This is a genomic window from Streptomyces sp. NPDC028711 (genome assembly GCF_055565415.1).
Map to the genome: position 1 here is coordinate 1,272,946 of NZ_JBVHUJ010000001.1, position 18,287 is coordinate 1,291,232.

Below are 18,287 nucleotides of genomic sequence, written 5' to 3' on the forward strand. Positions count from 1 at the left end.
AAGGGCCGGGGAGCATCTCCCCGGCCCTTCGTCATGCGCTGATGTCTCAGACGGCGGTACGACCACCGGCGACGAGACGCGGCAGCATACGGAAGCCGATGCCACCGGCGATCATGGTCGCGGCTCCGATGACCAGGAACGAGGTCTCGGCCGCACCGGTCTCGGCGAGCTCCTCCTTCGCCTGGCCCTGCTGCACGGGCTGCGAGCCGGCGTTGTTGGTGTCGGTGTTGTTGCCGGTGTCGACGCACTCGGCGCCGTCGAGGTCGACGGTGCAGGTGCCGGCGCCACCGCTGGTGGACGAACCACCGCTGGTGGAGGTGCCACCGTCGGCGGAGGAGCCACCGCTGGTGGAGGAGCCACCGTCGGAGCCGGAGGTGCCGGACGAGCCCGAGCCGCCGGACGAGCCGGAGCCGCCGGAGCCGGAGCTGCCGGACGTGCCCGAGGTGCCGGACGAGCCGGACGAGCTGTTGCCGCCGGTCTCGGTGCCGCCCGTCTCGGTGCCACCGGTCTCCGTGCCACCGGTCTCCGTGCCGCCGGTCTCGGTACCGCCAGTCTCGGTACCACCGGTCTCGGTACCACCGGTCTCCGTGCCGCCGGTCTCGGTACCACCGGTCTCGGTACCACCGGTCTCCGTGCCACCGGTCTCCGTGCCACCGGTCTCGGTACCACCGGTCTCCGTGCCACCGGTCTCCGTGCCACCGGTCTCCGTACCACCGGTCTCCGTACCACCGGTCTCCGTGCCACCGGTCTCGGTACCGCCGGTCTCCGTGCCACCGGTCTCCGTACCGCCGGTCTCGGTACCACCAGTCTCCGTGCCACCGGTCTCCGTGCCACCGGTCTCGGTACCACCGGTCTCCGTGCCACCGGTCTCGGTACCACCAGTCTCGGTGCCGCCGGTCTCGCAGAGGCCGCCGACCTCCTCACACGGGTCATCCCCGAGGATGTCCACGTTCAGGCTGATGACGTCGCTCTCGGTGCCGCCGACGGCCGTCGCGGCACCGGCGGCCGTCAGGGACGCACCGGCGATGATCACGGCGCTCGCCGCAACGCGCACCAAACGGACTCGCGTCTTGTTGGTCATCTGATCTGCTACCCCCAGTAGCTCATCTCGTCATGGGGCAGCGCTCGGGGGCAGCGACAGAGGCGGCTCACTTCTGGGCCGGCCCCCGTTCGCACGCGCGCCCCAGAAATGCGCATGCCAGTACGCCACCCTTCCGAGTTTCCGATGAGGCGTCAAGGTCGTTGCGCGTGCGATGCCCGAAAGATCACGGACTGCCCCACATGCGACGATGCAACTGTGACGTAAAGCCAGAACTCCGGGCTCCGCAGCACCCGTTACCTTGTCGACAAAGCGTCCCAGTCGCCACGATTCCGCTTGCGCCAGCGAATCCGCCGACCGGCCGGAGGGCCCGCACAGAACGACGACGGGCCCTGTACGGAACGGCGTCGGGCCCCGCACCGGAAGGTGCGGGGCCCGAACACACGCTGCTGCGGGGTTACTTGTCCTGCTGCTTGCGCCAGCGGATGCCCGCCTCGAGGAAGCCGTCGATCTCGCCGTCCAGGACGGCCTGCGGGTTGCCGACCTCGAACTCCGTACGGAGGTCCTTGACCATCTGGTACGGGTGGAGGACGTACGAGCGCATCTGGTTGCCCCAGGAGCTGCCGCTGTCCTTGAGGGCGTCCATCCTGGCCCGCTCCTCCTGGCGCTGACGCTCCAGAAGCTTGGCCTGGAGGACGTTCATGGCGCTCGCCTTGTTCTGGATCTGCGAGCGCTCGTTCTGGCAGGAGACGACGATGCCGGTCGGGAGGTGCGTGATGCGCACGGCCGAGTCGGTCGTGTTGACGCCCTGGCCGCCGGGGCCCGAGGCGCGGTAGACGTCGACGCGCAGCTCGCCCTCGTCGATCTCGACGTGGTCGGAGGACTCGACGACGGGGAGGATCTCGACGCCGGCGAACGAGGTCTGGCGGCGGCCCTGGTTGTCGAAGGGCGAGATGCGGACCAGTCGGTGGGTGCCCTGCTCGACGGAGAGCGTGCCGTAGGCGTACGGCGCCTTCACCACGAAGGTGGTCGACTTGATGCCGGCCTCCTCCGCGTACGAGGTCTCGTAGACCTCGGTCGAGTAGCCGTGGCGCTCCGCCCAGCGCAGGTACATGCGCTGGAGCCGCTCGGCGAAGTCGGAGGCGTCGACGCCGCCGGCCTCCGCGCGGATGTTGACAAGGGCCTCGCGCTCGTCGTACTCGCCGGAGAGGAGGGTGCGGACCTCCATCTCGTCGAGGGCCTTGCGGACGGAGGTCAGCTCCGTCTCGGCCTCGGCGAGCGTGTCCGGGTCGTCCATCTCCTCGGCGAGCTCGAAGAGCACCGCGAGGTCGTCGATGCGCCCGCGCAGGGTCTCGGCCTTGCGGACCTCGGCCTGGAGGTGCGAAAGCTTGCTCGTGATCTTCTGCGCCGCCTCCGGGTCGTCCCACAGGGACGGGGCCGCGGCCTGCTCTTCGAGCACGGCGATGTCGGCCCTCAGCTTCTCGAGGTCCAGGACGGCCTCGATCGACCCCATGGTCGAGGAGAGGGACTTCAGCTCTTCGGATACATCGACGACTGCCACGCGTCCAGCGTAACGGCTCCGGGCAAGGAGCCGAACCTTCGGCCGCCACGGCTGGTTCCCAGGGGCGGGACGCCCCCTACGGCAGCGAGGACTGCTTCGAGTCCTGCGGCGGGGCGTCCGCGTCCCCGGAGGCCGCCAGGTAGCCGCCGGCGCCCAGCGCGCCCGCGACGACGACGGCCGCGACGGCGAGGGTGATCCGGCGCTTGCGGACCGCCTCCGCCTTGTGGCGTGCCGAGCCGGGGCGGCGGGCGCCGGCGGGGCGCGGGGCCCTGGCGGTGCCGAGGGGGCCGCCCGAGAGCTCGTCGGGGGCCGGGACCCGCATGGAGGTGTGGGTGTCGCGGTTGGAGTCGGCGGAGGCGCCGGGGACGAGGGGGACGGCGGCCCGGCGCGGGCCGGGCTCGCCGGCGCCCGTACCGGTGGCGTACGCCTCCGGCTCCGGCTCGGGGGCCGGGGCCGACTCCTCCGGGTCCAGCTCGTGGACGTCGAGCGGCGGGATGCCCTTGAGCAGCGGCAGGACGTCCTTGAGGCGGGCGGCGAGCTCGGAGGCGCGCAGCCGGGAGGCCGGGGCCTTCGCCAGGCACTGCACGATCAGCTGCCACAGCTCCTCGGGGATGCCGGGGAGGGGGACGACGGTCTCGGTGACGTGGCGGCGCAGGACGGCGCCGGGGTGGCCGCCGCCGAAGGGGGTGAAGCCGGCGAGCAGCTCGTACAGGACGGTCGCGAGGGCGTAGATGTCGACGGCGGCGCGCGGCGGGAGGCCCTCGACGATCTCGGGGGCGAGGTAGTCGGGGGTGCCGATGATCCGGGTGGCCTTGGTGCGGCCGGGGGTGTCGATCAGCTTGGCGACGCCGAAGTCGGTGAGGAGGGCGGGGTGGGCGCCGCCGGGTCCGAGCGGCCCCTCCATGTCGAGCAGGATGTTCTCCGGCTTGACGTCCCGGTGGACGACTCCGGCGGCGTGCGCGGCGGCGAGGGCGTCGGCGACGTCGGCGATGATCGCGACGGCGGCCTCGGGGGCGAGCCGCCGCTCCCTGTCGAGGCGGGTGCGCAGGTCGGTGCCGCGCACGAGGTCCATGACGAGGGCCAGGTCGTTGCCGTCGACGACGAGGTCGCGGACCTTGACCACCCGGGGGTGGTCGAGGCCGAGCAGGGCGGTGCGCTCCTGGACGAAGCGGCCGACGAGCTCCTGGTCGGAGGCCAGGTCCTCGCGCAGCAGTTTGACGGCGACGGGACCCTCGGGCCCCTCGCCGAGCCACACCGTTCCTGCACTGCCCCGCCCGAGGATCTGGTGGGTGGTGTAGCGGCTGCCGATGTTCCGTGCCAAGACTGCTCCCTCAGCGGCTGCGGTTCGCGAGCAAAGTTACGCGCCCTCGGCCGCCGGACGTCACTTCCGAGGGGAAATCACCCCTCGGAAGTCGACAAATCGGCAGTATGACGCGGGATTACTGCCCTGTACCGCCGGTAGTACCTCCGGAGCCGGTGCTCTCGCCGATCGAGGAGATCCAGTCGGTCACCGTCGAGATGCCGTCGCCGATGGCCTGCCAGTAGCTCTTGCCCTCGGCGATCCAGTCCTGGAGCGGGGTCAGCTCCCAGACGAGCCAGCCCGCGACCACGAACAGGACGATCATGACCAGACAGCCCTTGAGGCAGCCGAGGCCGGGGATCCGCACCGGGTTGGCGCTGCGCTGACGCGGCGGGCGCGGCTCACGGGGCGCCGGGGCCGGCGCCTGGGGCGGCGGCTGCGGCGGCGTGTACTGCTGCTGGGGCTGGGCGTACTGCGGCGGCTGCTGCTGCTGCTGCGGCGCGTACTGCTGCGGCTGCTGGTGCTGCGGCGGGTACGGCTGCGGGGCCGGGCGCTGCTGGTTCTGCTGCTGGTACCCCTGCGGCGGCTGCTGCTGCCCGTACGCACCGGGCCGCTGGCCCTGCGGGGGCTGCTGCCGCTGCGGGCGGCGGCGCAGCGGGTCCTCGCTCGGGTCGAGGTACTGCACCTGCGTCTGCTCGTTGCGGTCGCGGGCCGCGCGCAACTGGCTCTGCCAGGGGTGCGGCTCCTCGGACTGCGCGCCCTGGCCGGGCTGCGGCGGCTGCGGCGGTACGGGCGGCATGACGGCCGTCGGGTCGGCGGCGCCCGCCGCGCCGCTGGTCGGCATGACGCTGGTCGCGCCGGCGGGGTCGAACCGCGGAGGGGTCCCGGCGCCGCTGGGCAGCACCTGGGTGGGGTCGGCCGCGCCGGGCGTCTCCGGGACGGGCGCGGGCGCCGGGTCGGGGGCGAGCAGCGCACCGACGCCCTCGGCCGCCTCGATCTGGGCGGGCGTGGCGTGCACGCCGATGCCGGCGGCGACGGCGCGCAGGCCGCGCGCGAGGTTCACGGCGCTCGGCCGGCGGTCGGGGTCCTTGCTGAGGCAGCGCTCTATGACCGTCCACAGCGGTCCCGGCACGGTCGACGGGCGCCGCGGCTCCTCGCTGAGGTGGCGGTGCAGGACCTCGAGGGCGGTGCCGCCGGCGAACGGGGGGCGGCCGGTGACCAGCTCGTAGAGCAGGATGCCGGCGCCGTAGATGTCGACGGCGGAGGTCTGCGGGCGTCCCTCGGCGGACTCGGGCGCCACGTACGCGGGCGTGCCGACGAACTCGTGGGTCCTGGTCAGACCCGGGGAGTCCGCGAGGCGCGCGATGCCGAAGTCGGTGAGCATCGGGTGCATCTGGCCGCCCTGCTCGGCGAGCAGCACGTTGGCCGGCTTGAGGTCGCGGTGGACGACGCCGTCGGCGTGGCTGGCGGCGAGCGCGTCGGCGATCTGGGCGGTCAGGAGCGCGGCGGCGACCGGGGTGAGCGGGCCGCTGTCCCTGATGTACCGGTGCAGGTCGGGGCCCTCGACGAGGTCCATGACGAGCGCGAGGACATCGCCCTCGACGACCAGGTCGCGGGTGCGCACGATGTTCGGGTGGGTGAGCCGGAGCAGCACGGACCGCTCGCGCAGGAAGCGCATCACGATGTCCGCGTCGTTGGCCAGCTCCTCCTTGAGGACCTTGATGGCCACGGTCTCGCCGGGCTGGCCGGGGACGGCCGCCTCGGCGCCCGCCGTCTCCCGCTGGCGGGCTCGCCAGACGGTGCCCGTGGCGCCGCGGCCGAGCGGCTCCTCGAGCAGGTACTTGCTGCCGATAGGCCGCACGTCACGCGCTCCCTGCTGTCCGTGGTCCTGGGGTGGTCCTGTGATGCCCCGGGGTCCCTGTCCTCTGTTCTGTGACCCGTCCGGGTGTCCGGCCCACTTTAGTGCCGCCGAACGGGGTACCGGCCGGTCGTCCACAGGCCGATTCCGATCGTGGCGTACGAGCCTCCCGGAGGTTCCTCGCGGTGGGAGCCCCGACCGGGGGCGCCGGGACGGGTCCGGCTCCTGCCCGGAAACGACCGGGCACCTGTCCGGAAGAAGACGCTCCTGGGGGCGGGACGGTTGCCGGGCACGTTCCGAAGGCATGCTCAACCAGGCACTTTTGCGTCCACAGCCGACCATTCAAGATCACTTCCGGCCGACCCGGGGGCGGGCTGTCGGCGGCAGGTGCGAGGATGCCTCCAGCACGTCGCATCGGAGGGGTCGGGAGCCCCCGCGCCGTGCCGACCTGTACCGGACGACGTGTCCGTGCCGGGTGGGGGGAGTCACAGGGCGGTTCCCCTGCCGGGCATGTCGCGCAGAAGGGACCGCTGACGGCGATGCAGATCCGGCTGACCGTCCTCGCGCCGTACGCCGGCCACGGCGCCGGGCGCGCCTGCGACGTGCTCGTCACGGCCCCCGCCGGGACGGCTCTCGCCGCCGTGGCCTCGAACCTCGCCGCGGCCGTCACCGGCCCCGACACCTCCTCCTCGGGCACGACCGTCCTCTACGCGGGCGCGGAGCGGCTCGACGGCCGCCGCTGCGTCCTCGGCGAACCCCCGCTGGTCGACGGCGCCGTGCTCTCCCTCCAGGTCCCCGGCCCCGACGACCGGGTCGGCGAGACGGCCTCCGCACGGCTGCACGTGGTCGCGGGCCCTGACGCGGGCGGGGTGCACCTGCTGCACGGCGGACCGATCAGAATCGGCCGTTCCGCCGACGCCGACGTACCGCTCGACGACCCCGACGTCTCCCGCGCGCACTGCACCGTGACCGTCGGCGAGGACGGCCGGGTCACGGTCGCCGACCGCGGCTCGACGAACGGCACGACCCTCGACGGGGTGCCCGTCGGCGACCGCCCGGTGAGGTTCCCCCCGGGCGCGCTGCTGCGGCTCGGCGAGTCGGCCCTGCGCCTGACCGGCGCCGGTGACGACCTCAGGGGTACGGACGCGAGGGCGACGGCCCCGGACGGCGAGGGCCACCTGCGGGTCGCGCGCGGAGCGGCCGGCCAGGACGGGCCGGAGCGGCCCGACCGGCCGACGCACGCGGGCGTGCCCGGCACCGCTCCCGGGCACCCCGCGGACGACACCACCCACGGCGGTGCGGGCGGCGTCCTGTACGGCGGCGCGGACTCCGAGGCGTACACCGGCCCGTACGACTCCGGCTCCGCGCGCGCGGCGGACCACCACGACCGAACCGAAGGACCCGACGGCGCCGAGGCCCACGGCGGGATCCGGCAGGCCCGGGGCGAGGCCCCGACCACGGCCACGCGCGCGGGTGGCAAGCGCGGGCTCGGCGCCTGGGCCCGGCGCCTCGCGGGCGGCCGCGAGGAGCTCCCCGCACCCGCCGCCGGCCCCCGTACGGCCCCCGACACCCACGCCGGCGGCCGGTCCGGCACCGGCGCGCGCGGCGGCGCACCCGCCACCGGCCCGGCGGCCGACACCTGGCCCGATCCCGCCACCCTCCTGCTCACCGCCCTCGGTCCCGGCCCCCGGCTCTGGGAGCGCGACCTGGACCACCCCGAGTCCCTGGTGGTCCGGCTCGGTACGACGGACCGGGCAGAGCTCTCCGGCGTGCCGGTCACCGTGGGTCTGCGCGAGGCCGGTTCCCTCGGTCTCGCCGGGCCCGCCGACCGGCTCGCCGGCCTGACCCGTTCGGTGGTCGCCCAGCTCGCCGCCCTGCACTCGCCCTCCGACCTGGAGATCGTGCTGATCAGCGCCGACCGGAACCGCTCGCTCGACGAGCGGCGCCGTGCCTGGGGCTGGCTCGGCTGGCTCCCGCACGTCCGGCCCGCCCACGGCCAGGACTGCCGGCTGCTCCTGGCGTACGACCGCGAGCAGGCCCAGGCCCGTACGGCGGAGCTGACCCGGCGGCTCGACGACGGCCCGCTCGGCCCCGGCTGGCCCAGCGCCGACCGGGCGTCCGTCGCCGAGGCCGCGGCCCGCCACGAGGGGCCGACGACGGTCGTGGTCGTGGACGGCGACCCCGGTTCGGCGGCGCTGCGCGAGACGGTGGCCCGGCTCGCCGGAGCCGGAGCGGCCGCCGGCATCCACCTCCTGTGCCTCGCCGAGGCGCCCTCGGCCTCCCCCGTCTCGCCGGTGGCCGCCACGTACGAGACCGCGTGCGCCGCGTCGCTCGCGTTCCGCGAGTGCGGGGCCGCCGTGCTCCTCAGCGGCGACGTGGCGACGGCGCTGCGGCTGCTGCGGACCTCCGGCGGCCGGGTCGCGGGCCACGGCACCGTCGGCGTGGTCGACGCGGTGTCCGTCGCCTGGGCCGAGCGGTTCGGACGCGCGCTCGCCCCGCTGCGGACGGACACGACGGCGGCCCCGGGCAGCCGTGCCGCCGCGCTGCCCCCGTCGGCCCGGCTCCTCGACGAGCTCGGGCTCGCCCGTGCCACCCCCGCCTCCCTGATGGCCCGCTGGGCCTCCGCCGGCGACGGCACGGCCGTCCTGGGCGCAGGACCACGCGGCCCGCTCGCCGTGGACCTCACCCGGGAGGGCCCCCACCTGCTGATCGAGGGCCCCGCCGGAAGCGGACGGACGGAGCTCCTCCGCTCGATCGCCGCGTCGCTCGCGGCCGGCGGGCGTCCCGACCGGCTCGGACTGCTCCTGGTGGACGGGGCGGGCGGCGAGCGCGGCGAAGGCCTCGCGGCCTGTACGGAGCTGCCGCACGTCACCGAGCACCTGGTGGCGTCGGACCCGGTGCGGATGCGGGAGTTCGCGCAGGCGCTCGGCGCGGAGCTGAAGCGCCGCGCGGAGCTCATCGGCGACGGTCACTTCGCCGACCGCCGGGGCACGCGCGCGGTGCCCGCCGCCGCCGAGCGGCTGATCGGCCAGCGCGCCCCGAGCCCGGCGGAGTCCGTGCCCCAGGGCACCCGGGCGACCGTCCGCGTCCAGGACGCGGCCGAGCCCGACGGCCGGACCAGCGGCCGCACCCTCCGCACGGGCGACGGCACGATCGGCGCCCTCCCGAGCATCCGGGGCGGACGCACGGGCGACCCGTACCCGGCCTCGGACGACCTCGGCGGCCGCCCCAGCGGCCGGATCACGTATTCCACGACCGCCGAGCCCCGAACGGGCGCCCGCCCGCCGTACCCGGGCGACATCGACGGCCGGCCCAGCGGCCGGAGCTCGTACCCCGGCGGCGACGACAGCCGAGCCGGCGGCCGGGGCTCGTACGCCGGTGACCTCGACAGCCGGTCCAGCGGCCGAACCGCGTACCCCGGCGGCGAAGACAACCGAGCCGGCGGCCGGAGCTCGTACCCCGGCGGCGACGATCTCGGCGCACGCCCCAGCGGTCGCACCCCGTACCCCGGCGACCCCGAAGGCCGGACCAGCGGTCGCACCCCGTACCCCGGCGACCCCGACCACCGGACCAGCGGCCGAACCCCTTACCCCGGCGCCGATGACCTCGGCGGCCGGTCGAGCGCCCGGACCGCGTACCCGGGGGACGATCTCAGCGGGTGGCCCAGCAGTCGTACGCTCCGCACGGGCGACGGCGACCTCGGCGATCACCCGAGCGGCCGTGTGCCCCGGCCGGGAGCCGAGGACCAGGCCGGTCACTCCGGCGGACGTACGTCCCGCCCCGGCGCCGAGGACCTCGCCGGTCACCCGAGCGGCCGCGTCCCCCGTACCGGGGACGGTTCGCTCGACGAGCGGTCCAGCGCCCGGACGCGCCCCGGCCATGACGCCTTCCTGTCCGACACGCCCAGCGGGCGGCTGCCGCGAAGAGACGGCGGCCCCCTTGACGACCGCCCGAGCAGCCGCACCCTGCGCACCGGCGACGGCGACCTGACGGACCGTCCGAGCAGCCGAGTCTCCCGCGGCGCGGGCGAAGGCAACCTCGCCGACCGCCCGAGCAGCCGCACCCTGCGCGCGGGCGAAGGCAACCTCGCCGACCGCCCGAGCGGCCGGGTCGGCCGGACCGCGGCTGACGACACCGGCGGCCGGGCCCACCGACCCTCGGGGGACGACACCGGCAGCCGCACCCACCGACCCCCCGGCGACGACACCGGCGTGCGCATCCCCCGCCCCGCCTCCGGCGAACCGGCCCGGCCCGGTAGCTCCGCCTACCTTCCGCGGCTCGTCGTCCTCGTCGACGACTTCGACGCCCTCGTCGCCCCCGCGCTCGGCGCCTCCGGCCGGCCCGCCGCCGGGTCCGTCGTCAGGGCCCTGGAGGCCGTCGCGCGGAACGGCGCGCGGCTCGGGGTGCATCTCGTCGCGACCTCCGCGCGCCCGGACCGGACCGCCGACACGGAGCTGGCCCACGGGGCCCGGCTGCGGATCGTGCTCGACGCGCCCCCGCTGACCGCCGGCCCCGACGTGCCGACGGCGGGACGCGGGCGGCTCGGGCATCCGGACGGGCGCGTCACCCCCTTCCAGTCGGGTCGCGTCACGGGCCGGATCCCCCGGACGGCGACGCTCCGCCCGACCGTCGTACCCCTGGAATGGGAGCGGATGGGCGATCCGCCCACCCGTCGCCCGGTCCGGGAGCTGGGCAACGGACCGACGGATCTGGCGCTCCTGGCGAGCGCGCTCGACCGGGCCGCCCGCTCGGTCGAGGCGACCCCCGTACCCCCGCTGACCCCCGCGACACACGGCTGACGGCACGTCACGAGGCCGTCACGATCCCCCGCTTGAGGCGGAAGGCGGTATTGCGGGGCCCCGCCACCCGGCGTAGACCTGTCGGCACGGGACAGCGACGCGCACGGGAGAGACGGGGCAGCGATGCGTACAACTCTTCGTCCACGCAAGGCCGCAGTGACCATGACGGCGTTCGCCGCACTCGCCGCACTCACCCTCGCGGCGTGCGGCGGCGAGGCCGGGAAGGACCCCGGCCCGGCGGCCGGCGGCGATCTGCCCCTCAAGGGCGAGAAGATCGAGGTCGCCGCCGTCTGGACGGGACCGGAGCAGGAGAACTTCACCAAGGTCCTGAAGGAGTTCGAGAAGCGCACCGGCGCGACCGTCACCTTCGTGCCGGCCCAGGACCCGATCGTGAACTTCCTCGGTACGAAGATCGCGGGCGGTGCGCCGCCCGACGTGGCGATGCTCCCGCAGGTGGGCGCGATCCGGCAGGCCGCGGCGCAGAAGTGGCTGAAGCCGGTCGGCCCGGAGGCCGAGGCGCAGCTGGCGGCGAACTACTCGCGCGGCTGGCAGGAGCTCGGCGCGGTCGACGGCACCCAGTACGGGGTGTACTTCAAGGCCGCCAACAAGTCCCTGGTCTGGTACAACTCCGCCGTCTTCGAGAACGCGGGCGCCACCGAGCCGAAGACCTGGAAGGAGTTCCTCAGCACCGCGGAGACGATCTCGGCCTCCGGCGTCACCCCCGTCTCGGTGGGCGGCGCGGACGGCTGGACGCTCACCGACTGGTTCGAGAACATCTACCTCTCGCAGGCGGGCCCCGCCAAGTACGACCAGCTGGCGAAGCACACGATCAAGTGGACCGATCCGTCCGTCACCGCGGCCCTGACGACGCTCGGCGAACTGTTCGGCAAGCCGGCGCTGCTCGCCGGCGGCACGAGCGGCGCCCTGCAGACGGAGTACCCGGTCTCGGTCACCCAGACCTTCACGGGCGGCGACCAGCCGAAGGGCGCGATGGTCTTCGAGGGCGACTTCGCCGCCGTCAACATCGCGCAGACGAAGGCGAAGATCGGTACGGACGCGAAGGTCTTCCCGTTCCCCACCGTCGGCGAGGGCACCACCCCCGTGGTGACGGCCGGCGACGCGGCCGTGGCCCTCAAGGACACGAAGGGCGCCAAGGCGCTGCTCGCCTTCCTCGCCTCCCCGGACGCGGCGAAGATCTGGGCGGCCGAGGGCGGCTTCCTCTCCCCCAACAAGAACCTGGACCCGGCGGCGTACCCGAACGACGTCCAGCGCGAGATCGCGAAGGCGCTCATCGGCGCCGGTGACGACTTCCGCTTCGACATGTCGGACCAGATGCCGCAGTCCTTCGGCGGGACGCCGGGCAAGGGCGAGTGGAAGGCGCTCCAGGACTTCCTGAAGAACCCGAAGGACATCGCGGGGACGCAGGCGCGCCTCGAGGCGGACGCGGAGAAGGCGTACCGGGCCGCGGCGAAGAGCTGAGGCCCCGGCATGCCGAGGAGCACTCGCCACGACGACCACACGCAGGGGACCACTCGCCACGACAGCGACACGTCGAGCCCCCCACGCGACGACAACCACACGCCGGGGAGCATCCGAAACCGAAGGAACGGCAGAAGCAGGACGGTGGCGGCGGGGTTCCTGCTCCCCGCCCTGCTCCTGCTCGGCGCGCTCGTCGTCTACCCGATCGGGTACTCGGTCCAGCGCTCGCTCTTCGACCGCTCGGGCGACTCCTTCGTCGGCCTGGACAACTACCTCGCCCTCGTCACCGACGACTCGCTCCGCACGGCCGTCCGCAACAACCTGATCTGGCTGGTCCTGGCCCCGGCGGTGGCGACCGCGCTCGGCCTGGTCTTCGCCGTGCTCACCGAACGCGTCCGCTGGGGTACGGCGTTCAAGCTGGTCGTCTTCATGCCGATGGCGATCTCGATGCTCGCCGCCGGGATCATCTTCCGGCTCGTCTACGAGCAGGATCCGGACCGAGGGGTCGCCAACGCGGTCTGGGTCGGCGTCCACGACACGTTCGCCGAGTCGTCCGGCTTCCCCCGGGCCCGGCCGCTGCCCGTGCATCCGCTGGAGGCGGCCGGTGGCGGCGCGTTCGTCACGAAGGATCCGGTGCGCGCCGGGGAGCCCGTACGGCTTCCGCTGATCGGCGTGGCTCCGGGGCAGATGCCGGAGGAGGCCCGCCCGGCCCGGGAGCCCGCTCCCGTGGCGGGAAGCGTCGTCGGTACGGCCTGGCTGGACTTCACCCGGGGCGGCGGTGGGCGCCCGAACGCGGTCGACCCGGCCGAACGGGGCCTCGCCGGGCTGCGGATCGAGGCCGTACGGGACGGGAAGGTCGTCGCCAGGGCCACGGCCGCGGCGGACGGCACCTTCACGCTGCCCGCCGACCGGGTGGACGGAGCCGTCCTGCGGCTGCCCGCGAGCAACTTCCGGGAGCAGTACAACGGCGTGGAGTGGCTGGGCCCGTCGTTCGTCACCCCGGCGGTCATCGGGGCGTACGTGTGGATGTGGGCCGGGTTCGCGATGGTGCTGATCGGCGCCGGGCTCGCCGCCGTGCCGCGCGAACTGCTCGAAGCGGCCCGGGTGGACGGGGCGAACGAGTGGCAGGTGTTCCGCCGGATCACGGTGCCGCTGCTCGCGCCGGTCCTCGCTGTCGTCCTGGTGACGTTGATGATCAACGTCCTCAAGGTCTTCGACCTGGTCTTCGTCATCGCGCCGGGCTCCGCCCAGGACGACGCGAACGTGCTCGCGCTCCAGCTGTACCGCTCGTCGTTCGGTACGGACGCCGATCTCGGGGTCGGCTCGGCCATCGCCGTCCTGCTGCTGCTCCTCGTGGTCCCGGTGATGATCTTCAACATCCGCCGCCTGCGCCGGGAGGCCCGCCGATGAGTCATTCCGCCGACGTCCGGCCCCGCCCCCTCGTCGCACGGCTCGCCGCCCGGGCCGCCGGGGGCGCGGTGCGCGTGTTCCTCGTCCTCACCGGCCTGTTCTGGCTGCTGCCGACGGTGGGGCTGCTCTTCTCCTCGCTCCGCTCGCCGTCCGACATCGCGTCGGGCGGCTGGTGGCAGGTGTTCACGGCCCCGGCCCGGCTGACCACAGAGAACTACACGCATCTCCTGGCGAACGACACGATCACCGGCTCCCTCGTCTCCACCGTCATGATCACCGTTCCGTCCACCCTGCTCGTGCTCGTCATCGGCTCGTTCGCCGGGTACGCGTTCGCATGGCTGGAGTTCCCGGGCCGCGACTGGTGGTTCCTGGGCGTGGTGGCCCTGCTCGTGGTGCCGGTGCAGGTCGCCCTGGTCCCGGTGTCGAAGCTCTTCGGCGCGGTGGGGCTCTTCGAGACGACCCTCGGGGTGGTCCTCTTCCACACGGCCTTCGGTCTGCCGTTCGCGATCTTCCTGCTGCGGAACTTCTTCGCGGAGATCCCGCGCGAACTCCTCGAGGCGGCACGGCTCGACGGGGCGGGGGAGATCCGCCTCTTCACCCGGGTGGTGCTGCCGCTCGGCGGTCCAGCGATCGCCTCGCTCGGGATCTTCCAGTTCCTGTGGGTGTGGAACGACATGCTGATCGCGCTGATCTTCGCGGACTCGCAGTCGCCGCCGATCACGGTGGCGCTCCAGCAGCAGGTACGGCAGTTCGGCAACAACGTGGACGTGCTGGCGCCGGGGGCGTTCGTGTCGATGGTGGTGCCGCTGGTGGTGTTCTTCGCGTTCCAGCGGCAGTTCGCCTCGGGGGTGATGGCGGGCGCGGTGAAGTAGTACGGCCGGACGTCCTAGGGGGTGTCTTGTCGACGAGCCCGGCCTGATCGACGAGACACCCCCTACGCGCGCAGCGCCGCCACCGCCGACCGCGCGAGGTCGTCCACGTACCCCTCGGGCAGGGGCGTACGGACCACGACGAGCCGCCAGTACAGCGGTCCGACGACCAGGTCGAGGGCGCGGCCCGGGTCGGTGTCCGCGGGGAGTTCGCCGCGCGCGACGGCCTCGCGGACGATCCGGGTCACGACGCCCTGCTGTCCGTCGAGCAGTGTGGCGGTGACCGCCTCGGCGATCTCGGGGTGCCGGGCGGCCTCGACGAGCAGGTCGGGGATGACCTGCGAGGCGACCGGGTGGCGCAGGGCGCCCGAGGCCACTGCGAGGAGCGCGCGCACGTCCCCGTGCAGGGAGCCGGTGGCGGGGGCCGGCATGCCCTGGGCGGCGAAGGCGCCGACGAGGTCGAGGACGAGGGCGAGCTTGGACTTCCAGCGCCGGTAGACGGCGGTCTTGCCGACTCCGGCGCGGCGCGCGATGCCCTCGATGGACATACGGGCGAAGCCGACGGCCGCGAGCTCCTCGAAGACGGCGGCGCGGATGGCCTCGGTCACGTCCTCGCGGAGTACGGCGGCTCCGGCGGGGGCGCGGCGGGGGGTCGGTTCGCTCATGAACGGCATCCTAGCCAACGGCGACGCCCCGACGTCGTCACGACGATACGGGCACGTCCTGACGCGCTCACCTCGAGCGCCCACGTAGCGACGATACGGTTGCGTTCCGACGTCATGCGTCCTACTGTCCACGTAGCGACGATACGGATCCGTTCCATCGCTGAGGATGCCCGCGCCCTCCGTCGAAAGCACCCGCCGATGCCCACCGAGACCGCCACCGCAGCCGCACCCGCGACCGAAGCCGCACGCAGGCCCGCACCCGCTCCCGAAGCCGCACACGCACCCACACCCACACCCCCCATGAAGCCCGCCCCACCGCCCCACACCCCCGCTCCCCCCGAAGACCTCCGCGCCCTGGCCCTGCGCCACGGCCTCACTGTGAGCGGCGCCCGCCCCCCGCTCCCCGCCTACGTCCGGCAGCTCTGGTCCCACCGCGCCTTCATCACCGCCTTCGCGACCGCCCGCCTCACCGCCCAGTACAGCCAGGCCCGCCTCGGCCAGGTCTGGCAGGTGATGACCCCGCTCCTCAACGCGGCCGTCTACTACGCGATCTTCGGCATCCTGATGAACGCCAAGCACGGCATCCCCGACTACGTCCCCTTCCTCCTCACCGGCGTCTTCGTGTGGACGTTCACCTCCGACACGCTCCTGGCCGGCACCCGGGCGATCAGCGGCAACCTGGGCCTGGTCCGCGCCCTCCACTTCCCGCGCGCCGCCCTGCCGGTCTCGCTCGCGCTCCAGCGGCTCCAGCAACTGCTCCTCTCACTCGTCGCACTGGTCGCGATCCTGTTCTGCTTCGGCGAGTTCCCCGCGTGGAGCTGGCTGCTCGCCGTGCCCGCCCTGCTCTGCCAGGCGCTGTTCAGTACGGGCGTGGCGCTCGTACTGGCGCGGATCGCGGCACGGACCCCGGACATCGCGCAGCTGATGCCGTTCGTGCTCCGCACCTGGATGTACGCCTCGGGCGCCATGTGGTCCATCCAGAACCTGGCGGGCGACGGCCGCGTCCCGGAGGCCGTGGTGCTCGCCCTGCGCTGCAACCCGGCGGCGGTCTACATCGACCTCATGCGCTTCGCCCTGATCGAGAGCTACACCGCGGCGGAGCTGCCCCCGCACGTCTGGGCGCTCGCCGCCGGCTGGGCCGCGCTCGCCTTCGCCGGCGGTTTCGTCTGGTTCTGGAAGGCGGAGGAGACGTACGGCCGTGGTTGACGACACCGGCGACAGCGACAGCACGAGGACCCCGACCGTCGTGGTCGACGGCGTCCACATCACGTACACGGTCCCCGGCGGACGCGTCCACGCCGTGAAGGGGGTCAGCTTCGTCGCCTACCGGGGCGAGGCGATTGGCCTGATCGGTTCGAACGGATCAGGGAAATCGACCCTCCTGAAGGCCATCGCGGGACTCCAGCCCGTGGAGCGGGGCCAGATCTACACCCAGGGACAGCCCTCGCTCCTCGGCGTCAACGCGGCCCTGATGGGCGATCTGACCGGCGAGCGGAACGTGATCCTGGGCGGTCTCGCCATGGGAATGAGCCGCGCGGAGGTCCGCGAACGGTACGACGGCATCGTGGAGTTCTCCGGCGTCAACGAGAAGGACGACGCGATCTCCCGCCCGATGCGGACCTACTCCTCCGGCATGGGCGCCCGGCTGCGCTTCTCCATCGCCGCCGCGAAGAGCCATGACGTCCTGCTCATCGACGAGGCCCTCGCCACCGGCGACGCGCGCTTCCGCCTCCGCAGCCGGCGGCGGATCGACGAGCTGCGGGCGGCGGCGGGGACGGTGTTCCTCGTCAGCCACGCGCACTCCACCATCACGGAGACCTGCGAGCGGGCGCTGTGGTTGGAGGCCGGGACGCTGCGGATGGACGGCCCCGCGAAGGAGGTGGTCGCGGCGTACGAGGAGTTCACGGGGACAAGGCCCAGGTAACGGGCAAACCGCTCAAAGCGGTCTACAGTACGGTGGGATGACGAACGATCACCCTGAGTCGCCGCCCGCCCGCGGAGAAGAGCCCTCCTCAGGCACCGGCACCCAGCCCCCGCCCCGGACCGGCACCGAGCCCCCCGCCCTGACCGGATCCCCCTTCGAATCGGACACCTTCACCTCCGCCACCTTCGTCACGGTCGGCAGCGGCCCCCTCCTCGCCCTCGCCTCCGTCTGGCTCCTCACCCGCATCGGCATGGTCCTGCTGCTCCTCCGGGACACCCTCGGCATCGGCGGGGTCGGCCGCGAGGTGGAGCTCTACCAGCACTGGTACGGGCAGTTCGCGCAGGGCACCTTCCCCCTCGGCGACGCCACCTGGCAGTACCCGCCCGGCGCGGGGCTCGTGATCATGGGCCCCGGCCTCCTCCCCTGGCTGACCTACTTCCAGGCGTTCGTCGCCCTCAGCCTCCTCGCCGACGCCGTCATCGCCCTCGCGCTCGCCGGCGCCGACAGTGCCCGACTCACCCACGGCGCCTGGGTCTGGGTCTGCGGCCTGCCGCTCCTCCTCCATCTGCCCCTCGCCCGGTACGACGTCCAGACCACCGCCCTCGCCGTACTCGCCCTGCTCGCCCTCGGCGCCCGCGCCACCGCCTTCCACCGCCTCGGCGGAGCGCTCGCCGGCATCGGTGCCATGGTCAAGGTCTGGCCGGCGCTCACCCTGCTCGGCACCCCCCGGGGCCGTACCAGCCGCGAGGCCTGGACCTCCGCGGCCGTCGCCGCCCTCGCCCTCCTCGCCACCCTCGCGCTCTTCTTCTCCGGCCCCCTCGGCTTCCTGCGCCAGCAGGGCGACCGGGGCGTCCAGATCGAGTCCCTCGGCGGCACGGCCCTCGCGCTCGCCGGGGCCACCGGCGCCTGGCCGGGGAGGGTCGAGTTCCGTTACGGGGCCTTCGAGTACGTCGGCCCGTACGTCTCCACCCTCGGCCACCTCGCGCTGCTGCTCACCGTCATCGCCTTCGGCTGGCTGCTCCTGTGGCGTGTCCGGGCCGACCGCTGGACCGCCGCCACCCCGCTCGACGCGGCCTTCGCCGCCGTCCTGCTCTTCACCGTCACCAGCCGGGTGATCAGCCCCCAGTACATGATCTGGCTGCTCGGCCTCGCCGCCGTCTGCCTGACCTCCCGGAAGACCGTGATGCGCCCGGTGGCGCTGCTGCTGCTCCCGGCGGCCGCGCTGAGCTCACTCGCGTACCCCGTCCTCTACGACCAGGTCATCGCCGGCACCACCCAGGGACTGACCGTCATGGTGCTCCGCAACGGACTGCTGCTCGCGGCGGCCCTGCTCGCCGCCCGCCGCCTGTGGACGTCGACGGTCACGAACGTCACGGAATGACG

12 protein-coding genes are annotated in these 18,287 nt (G+C 73.8%); 7 read left to right on the forward strand and 5 right to left on the reverse strand.

All coding sequences use genetic code 11. The annotated features are described in order from the left end of the window. Window positions 1–46: 46 nt before the first annotated feature. The 4 genes from ACZ4VK_RS05640 to ACZ4VK_RS05655 form a co-directional block, all read right to left on the reverse strand. Entirely contained in the window at window positions 47–1,081 is a 1,035-nt protein-coding gene (locus tag ACZ4VK_RS05640; protein ID WP_468348709.1) for an LPXTG cell wall anchor domain-containing protein, read from the reverse strand. Between the two features lie 415 nt (window positions 1,082–1,496). Further along, complete coding sequence (gene prfB, locus ACZ4VK_RS05645; RefSeq protein WP_468348711.1) at window positions 1,497–2,600, reverse strand: peptide chain release factor 2; 1,104 nt, start codon at window positions 2,598–2,600, stop codon at window positions 1,497–1,499. A 76-nt stretch (window positions 2,601–2,676) separates the two neighbouring features. Next, a complete protein-coding gene (locus ACZ4VK_RS05650) occupies window positions 2,677–3,921 on the reverse strand; it encodes a serine/threonine-protein kinase (protein WP_468348713.1) in 1,245 nt (414 codons plus the stop codon). Window positions 3,922–4,039: 118 nt separating this feature from the next. Beyond that, on the reverse strand, window positions 4,040–5,761 hold the full coding sequence (locus ACZ4VK_RS05655) for a serine/threonine-protein kinase (protein WP_468348715.1): 1,722 nt from the start codon (window positions 5,759–5,761) through the stop codon (window positions 4,040–4,042). A 536-nt stretch (window positions 5,762–6,297) separates the two neighbouring features. Here ACZ4VK_RS05655 and ACZ4VK_RS05660 point away from each other — a divergent pair. The 4 genes from ACZ4VK_RS05660 to ACZ4VK_RS05675 all read left to right on the forward strand — a co-directional run bounded on the left by ACZ4VK_RS05660 (window position 6,298) and on the right by ACZ4VK_RS05675 (window position 14,318). Next, window positions 6,298–10,557 (forward strand): FHA domain-containing protein, encoded by a 4,260-nt coding sequence (locus ACZ4VK_RS05660; protein ID WP_468348717.1) that lies wholly within the window; start codon window positions 6,298–6,300, stop codon window positions 10,555–10,557. A 123-nt stretch (window positions 10,558–10,680) separates the two neighbouring features. Further along, window positions 10,681–12,036: an ABC transporter substrate-binding protein gene (locus ACZ4VK_RS05665; RefSeq protein WP_468348719.1), complete on the forward strand. Its 1,356-nt coding sequence runs from the start codon at window positions 10,681–10,683 to the stop codon at window positions 12,034–12,036. 9 nt (window positions 12,037–12,045) lie between these two features. Continuing rightward, on the forward strand, window positions 12,046–13,446 hold the full coding sequence (locus ACZ4VK_RS05670) for a carbohydrate ABC transporter permease (RefSeq protein ID WP_468348721.1): 1,401 nt from the start codon (window positions 12,046–12,048) through the stop codon (window positions 13,444–13,446). Next, window positions 13,443–14,318: a carbohydrate ABC transporter permease gene (locus ACZ4VK_RS05675; protein WP_468348723.1), complete on the forward strand. Its 876-nt coding sequence runs from the start codon at window positions 13,443–13,445 to the stop codon at window positions 14,316–14,318. Before ACZ4VK_RS05670 ends, ACZ4VK_RS05675 begins: the two co-directional genes overlap by 4 nt. Before the next feature lie 62 nt (window positions 14,319–14,380). Here ACZ4VK_RS05675 and ACZ4VK_RS05680 read toward each other — a convergent pair whose 3' ends face one another. Then, window positions 14,381–14,980 (reverse strand): TetR/AcrR family transcriptional regulator, encoded by a 600-nt coding sequence (locus tag ACZ4VK_RS05680; RefSeq protein ID WP_468348725.1) that lies wholly within the window; start codon window positions 14,978–14,980, stop codon window positions 14,381–14,383. A gap of 300 nt (window positions 14,981–15,280) precedes the next feature. On the opposite strand from ACZ4VK_RS05680, the gene ACZ4VK_RS05685 reads away from it, so the two are divergent. From ACZ4VK_RS05685 to ACZ4VK_RS05695, 3 genes are read left to right on the forward strand one after another with little or no spacing between them, the layout of a single operon-like run. After that, complete coding sequence (locus tag ACZ4VK_RS05685) at window positions 15,281–16,186, forward strand: ABC transporter permease (RefSeq protein WP_468348727.1); 906 nt, start codon at window positions 15,281–15,283, stop codon at window positions 16,184–16,186. After that, on the forward strand, window positions 16,179–16,904 hold the full coding sequence (locus tag ACZ4VK_RS05690) for an ABC transporter ATP-binding protein (protein ID WP_468348729.1): 726 nt from the start codon (window positions 16,179–16,181) through the stop codon (window positions 16,902–16,904). Before ACZ4VK_RS05685 ends, ACZ4VK_RS05690 begins: the two co-directional genes overlap by 8 nt. A 37-nt stretch (window positions 16,905–16,941) precedes the next feature. Next, complete coding sequence (locus ACZ4VK_RS05695) at window positions 16,942–18,285, forward strand: glycosyltransferase 87 family protein (protein ID WP_468348731.1); 1,344 nt, start codon at window positions 16,942–16,944, stop codon at window positions 18,283–18,285. The last annotated feature ends 2 nt before the right edge of the window (window positions 18,286–18,287 follow it).